This window comes from Bacillota bacterium (assembly GCA_012518215.1).
In the GTDB taxonomy this organism is placed as follows: domain Bacteria; phylum Bacillota; class Dethiobacteria; order DTU022; family PWGO01; genus JAAYSV01.
This window is the reverse complement of record JAAYSV010000016.1, coordinates 1-4955: the sequence shown is the minus strand read 5'-3', so window position 1 is coordinate 4955 and position 4955 is coordinate 1. Positions and strand designations below refer to the sequence as shown.

Here is a 4955-nt window from a genome sequence, read left to right as displayed (position 1 = left end):
AGATGTTCAGATGTCTTTGTTCAGCGATAGGATAGCGGATCGCCTTGCACAGGGAATTGATGTGGCGGTTTTGCGACAGAAGGTGACAGCCCACAACCTTGCCAATCTCAACACTCCCCGCTTCAAACGGTCTTACATAAGCTTTGAAGATAATCTGCGTAAAGCCCGCGAGAAAAAATACGAGATAAGAACCACTCACCCGCGCCATTTTACCACTCCACCGTCGGAACCGATCACTCCGGAGATCAAGGTTGATGATACGGCGACGAGGCGCATCGATGGAAACAATGTGGATCTTGAAATAGAGATGTTGAATATGGTCACCAACCAGTTGAGGTACAATGCTTTGATACAGCAAACTTCCAACCGTTTCAAAACATGGCAATACGTGATTCATCAAGGGAGGCGTTGATATATGGGTCTTTTTTCCATGTTCAGGATTTCGGGTTCGGCCCTGACTGCAGAAAAACTGAGATTGGATGTGATTGCCGGTAATCTGGCCAACATGAACACCACCCGCACAGCCCGGGGGGGGCCGTACCGGCGCCGTACCGTGGTCTTTGCCGAGCAGCTTGACCGGGAAAGAAGCAGGATGCAACAGGCCGGTGTTTCCCATGGCGAACCCGGAAAAGGGGTTCGTGTGCAGAGCATCTACCGGGATATGAGGGATCCAAGGTTGGTTTATGATCCGGAGCACCCCGATGCCGATGCGGAAACCGGCTATGTGGCATATCCCAACATCGAGGTGGTCAAGGAGATTACGGATCTGATCACTGCTCAGCGTTCTTACGAGGCCAGTTCGACAGCATTGAAGACGGCCAAGGAAATTTATTTGAAAGCTCTGGAAATAGGTCAATAAGGGAGGTTTTGTAGGTGCCACAATCTGTTGACGGAACAAGATTCCCCGGAAATATTGAAAGTTTTTCACGCCTGCTACCAAAGGAAACCAGGATTGAAGATAACAACAACAAAAGTTTCTCCGGTTATCTGTGCCAGGCATTGTCACGTGTCAATGATCTGCAGAAGGAAGCGGATCAGGCCAGCGTCGATCTTCTTACCGGAGATCTTGATGACCTGCACTTGCTGATGATCAAGACCGAGGAGGCAAGATTGGCTTTGCAGTTTGCCGTGCAGACTACAACCAAGATAATTGAAGCATATCAGGAACTGGCGCGGATTCAGATCTGATGGATAACTTTACTTGGATTTGTTGCAGAGGAGGGTCGGCGTGGCAGAAAATCGTTTCAATATGCCGTTTGAGCTGAATGTGAATAGTATAAGGGATTACTGGAAAAATTTGAGTCGCCCGGTGCAGATAAGTGCGGTGGCCGTGGCTGTGGCCCTGATAATATTTATCATCGTTATGATCGTGTATTTTACCCGACCCCGCATGGAAACCCTGTTCAGCGGGATGGAGCCCCAGCAAGCCAGAGAGGTCACGGAGAAACTTGAAGAATTGGGTGTTACATACTCGCTGGATGAGGGGGGTACGGTTATTCTGGTACCGGCCGGAGAACAGGATCGCTTGCGCTTGCAATTGTCACCGGATCTTTACAGCCAGGGAATGGGTTTCAGCGTCTTTGAACAGGATGGGATCATGGTCAGCGACCATGACCGCAAGAAACAATGGCAGGTTGTGTTGCAAGATGAACTGCAGCGGACAATTTCCAGCATCGAGGCAGTCCAATCTGCCAGGGTGCATCTGGTTCTACCCGAAGAAGGAGTTTTTTTGAGGGACAGAACAGAACCGACGGCATCGGTTTTTCTGAAGATGCGGCCCATGGCCACTCTGACGGAACAACAGGTCAGGGGTGTCCTGTGCATGTTGGCTGGAAGTGTGGAGAACCTTAAACCGGAAAATATCAGTATCGTGGATTCCAAAGGTAAAATTATCTATGACGGGTTCATGGAAATGGAAGAAGAACTTCCCATGGTGGAAGCGGCTGAACGCCTTCATGCCCAGCGCCAATTTGAACGTGAACTCGAGGAGAAACTCAAGAATTACCTGGAGATAGTTTTTGGCCCCGAGAACGTCGTGGCCATGGTCAGTGCAGAGCTGGATTTTGACCGGCAGGAGATAACATCGATAACTTATGACCAGGAACCGGTTGAACGGGCGATACATCGCATCCAGGAGAATGAGGAGGGGACCCGCCGTCCGCCGGAGGAGGTGGCCGAGCCCAATATCCCCGGCTACGAAGCACCTTACATCTATGACGGTGATTTTTCACGTGATTACCTGGAGGAGACGATCAATTACGAGATCAGCGAGATTCAGGAATATGTCACCGCTGCCCAGGGAGGAGTCAGAAGGCTTTCGGCAACGGTGATCATCAACCGCGACAGTATCAGCACGTTTATCGGGGAAGATGTGACGACGCTCGTCGGAGCTGCCATCGGTTACGATGCGGAACGGGGCGACGCCATTGCCGTGCAAGCCATTCCTTTCGATACTTCCGTGGAGGACAGGGAGAGGGAGGCAGCGGAGGCGGCGAAAACCAGGATTCAGACGATAATCGGTGCTGTCGCACTTTTCCTGATGATAGCGATTATCATTGCTCTGGTTGTACTTAGAAGGCGCAGGAAGGAAGAGGCCATGGAAATGCTGGAGGATGCGGAAGAACTGGAAGGTTTTGATATTACCGAACTGCTGGAAAAAGAAGAACCCGCGGAGATAGAAGATGATATCCGCGATAAGATAAGAAAAGTGGCGGAATCGGAGCCCGAGAACGTAGCGTATCTCTTGAGAACCTGGTTAACAGAGGAATAGGAGGAGATCTGCCTTGCCACAGACGACCAACTACATGACGGGGGGGCGCAAGATTGCAATTTTTGTTCTTTCACTGGGGACCACCCTGTCTTCCAAGATTCTTAAATATTTCACCAGCCCCGAAGTGGAAAGAATAAGTATGGAGATCGCCAATACCACTTTTGTGGGCAGGGACGAGATCGAGGCAGTCTGCGAGGAATTTCTGGCTCTCTTTGAAGCACGCCGATATATCATTGATGGGGGAATGGATTCTGCCCGCGATATCCTGGAGAAGGCTTTCGGGCCGCAGAAGGCTGCGGAAATCATCAGGAAATTGAGGGAATCCAGCAAGGTCAAACCCTTCACTTTTGTAAGAAATGCCGAGCCCAAGCAGGTGGTCAACCTGCTCAACCAGGAGCATCCCCAGACGATTGCCCTCATTCTTTCGTACCTTGATGCCGAGCAGGCATCGGCCATTCTATCCAGCCTGGCGGCAGATGTCCAGTCCGATATTGCAAGAAGGATCGCACTCATGGAGAGGACCTCTCCCGACATACTCAAGGGGGTGGAGAAAGTATTGCGTGAACGTCTCTCGACTGTATTCCAGCAAGATTTTACAGCTGCCGGGGGAATTCCCACCATCGTTGATATTCTCAACCGGGTGGATCGCGGAACGGAAAAACATATCCTCGAGGAGCTGGAAAAGGAAGATGCCGAGCTGGCCGAGGAGATCCGTCAGCAGATGTTCATCTTCGAGGATATTATCACTCTGGGCGATCACTCCATCCAGAGAGTTATACGGGAGATCGATACCAAGGATCTGGCGCTGGCCCTCAAGGGTGCCAGCGATGAAGTAAAAGGGCGGATCATAAGGAATATTTCCCGGCGCGCGGCAGACATGCTCAAGGAAGATATGGAGTACATGGGGCCGGTGCGCTTGCGGGAAGTGGAGGATGCCCAGCAAAAAATTGTGGCTGTGATCAGGAAACTGGATGAATCGGGAGAAATTATCCTTTCCCGCGGTGGAGACGATGTTATCGTCGGTTAGACTTGATTGGTTTATCTCGTTTAGAAAAGAGTCCGAGCGGAGTTGATCTTCTTGACATCCAATATTTTGAAAGGTGTTTCCGTCAAGGGAACACGTAGATACCGTTTTCACATCGAAGTTGTGGAATTGGAGAAGCCATCTGCAGGAGAGGAACCGACGGAGGAGACGGAGAGCGAAGATACGGTTTCGGATCCCAAGGAGAGGGCAACGGCCGATGACAACTACGAAACGGTTCGCCTTGAAATTGAAAAGAACCTGAGGGAAGAGGTGCAAGATGAGCTTGGCAGATTGAAGGCGGCCTTGCTTGAGGAGGTGGAAGAAAGAAAGCAGAAGGCGATCAGGGAAGGCCGTGAAGAGGGCCATGAGGAAGGCTACGGGGAAGGCTATACCCTCGGGTTCGAGGAAGGAAAGAAACAGGCGCTGCAGGAACTTGAAGGCTTGAAGGAAGAAGCGCGGGGGAAAATCGAAGAGGCTCAACTCCATGTAGAGGAAGGCCGGCAGAAATCCCGCGAGATAGTCGCCTCTTCAGAAAAAACGGTGATCGAGTTGGCGCTGGCCGTGGCCGAGAAGCTCCTGTTCGAGCAGCTTGACCTGGCTCCCGAAAAAGTGCTGAACATTGTAAGGGAGGCGATCGAGAAAGCTCCCGACGGGGAGACAGTAAAGGTGTTTGTCAGCGAGCAGGATTACGATGTCTGTCTCCGGCATGCCGAAGAATTGAAAAGTAGATTTGCCAGGATCAGGCCGCACTTCAAGAATATCGAATTTTTTGCCATGGAGGAGATTCCAAGAGGGAGTTGCCGTGTTGAAACTGAAAGTGGGGCCGTGGAATACTTTCTGGAGAAGGAAAAAGAAGAGCTGAGAGAAGTGATGATGAAACTGGCGCGGGAAGAGGAACGCAGGATCCTGAAGGAGGAAGGGGCAGATGAATGAAACCCGCCAGTTGGTTGAGAGTGAGAAGTATCTTTCCCGCCTGGCTTCCCACGAGGGTGGGGTGGCACAGGGCAAAGTGCGCCAGGTGGTGGGGTTGGTCATCGAGGTCAGCGGGATCAATTCGTTCATCGGAGAGGTTTGCCTGATCGATACCCCGCATGAAAAGGTTGTTGCCGAGGTGGTGGGTTTTCGCGATAAACTATCACTGTTGATGCCCCTGGGTGATCT

The 4955-nt window shown here is 51.3% G+C and carries 7 protein-coding genes; all 7 read left to right on the top strand.

What is annotated here, in order from left to right; translation table 11 throughout:
• Nucleotides 1-412: flagellar basal body rod protein FlgB (flgB, locus tag GX364_03050; protein NLI69829.1), on the top strand; the 412-nt coding region annotated here is incomplete at its 5' end.
• A 3-nt stretch (nucleotides 413-415) separates the two neighbouring features.
• The gene (flgC, locus tag GX364_03045; GenBank protein ID NLI69828.1) at nucleotides 416-859 is read left to right on the top strand and encodes a flagellar basal body rod protein FlgC; all 444 of its coding nucleotides are present in this window, start codon (nucleotides 416-418) and stop codon (nucleotides 857-859) included.
• Nucleotides 860-873: 14 nt separating this feature from the next.
• The gene (gene fliE, locus GX364_03040; GenBank protein NLI69827.1) at nucleotides 874-1188 is read left to right on the top strand and encodes a flagellar hook-basal body complex protein FliE; all 315 of its coding nucleotides are present in this window, start codon (nucleotides 874-876) and stop codon (nucleotides 1186-1188) included.
• A 40-nt stretch (nucleotides 1189-1228) separates the two neighbouring features.
• Nucleotides 1229-2770 carry a flagellar M-ring protein FliF gene (gene fliF / locus GX364_03035; GenBank protein NLI69826.1) on the top strand — a complete coding sequence of 514 codons (1542 nt, stop codon included), beginning with the start codon at nucleotides 1229-1231 and terminating at the stop codon, nucleotides 2768-2770.
• A gap of 34 nt (nucleotides 2771-2804) precedes the next feature.
• Complete coding sequence (gene fliG / locus GX364_03030) at nucleotides 2805-3797, top strand: flagellar motor switch protein FliG (GenBank protein NLI69825.1); 993 nt, start codon at nucleotides 2805-2807, stop codon at nucleotides 3795-3797.
• Between the two features lie 51 nt (nucleotides 3798-3848).
• Nucleotides 3849-4727 carry a hypothetical protein gene (locus tag GX364_03025; GenBank protein ID NLI69824.1) on the top strand — a complete coding sequence of 293 codons (879 nt, stop codon included), beginning with the start codon at nucleotides 3849-3851 and terminating at the stop codon, nucleotides 4725-4727.
• The coding region (fliI, locus tag GX364_03020) for a flagellum-specific ATP synthase FliI (GenBank protein ID NLI69823.1) at nucleotides 4720-4955 on the top strand (236 nt) is incomplete at its 3' end. The genes GX364_03025 and fliI, both read left to right, overlap by 8 nt.

Excerpts from the sequence above, each read along its gene's own strand:
- flgC (NLI69828.1), top strand. The coding sequence starts at position 416 with ATGGGTCTTTTTTCCATGTTCAGGATTTCGGGTTCGGCCCTGACTGCA.
- fliG (NLI69825.1), top strand. The coding sequence starts at position 2,805 with ATGACGGGGGGGCGCAAGATTGCAATTTTTGTTCTTTCACTGGGGACC.